At 42.9% G+C, this 375-nt stretch carries 1 protein-coding gene; it reads right to left on the reverse strand.

The window, feature by feature from the left end:
- A partial coding sequence (locus tag A1QO_RS06935; protein ID WP_017041705.1) for a hypothetical protein occupies positions 1-375 on the reverse strand: 375 nt, incomplete at both ends.

Genomic DNA, 375 nt, shown 5'->3' on the forward strand with positions numbered 1-375 from the left:
GCCACCACTGTGATGTCGGGTTTTAACTCATTCAAAGCTCGTCTTACATCATCGGTTAGAACCGTATCTCCGCTAATATAGATAGAGGGTTCATTGGGAAGCTCTAAGAAAAATCCGACGCCATTTGCCATTAGCTTATGAATCCAACCATGACCGTGTAAAGCAGGAACCACAGTTAGTTTTCCGCCTAAAAAGTCGATAGTTTGCCAGTCTTCAATTCCCCAATTTACCGTTAAGTCGTATTTTTCTAGGTAAGCCTTATCTTTGGCTGGTGTCGCAACTGGGATATTACGACTTGTTAAAAACGTCTCACCTGCCGGATCTAGGTGATCTCCATGTTGTAATGCCTTGATACCAAGTGTTTGACTGTGAGTA

Origin of the sequence: Vibrio genomosp. F10 str. ZF-129 (assembly GCF_000287055.2) — a bacterium.
GTDB lineage: Bacteria > Pseudomonadota > Gammaproteobacteria > Enterobacterales > Vibrionaceae > Vibrio.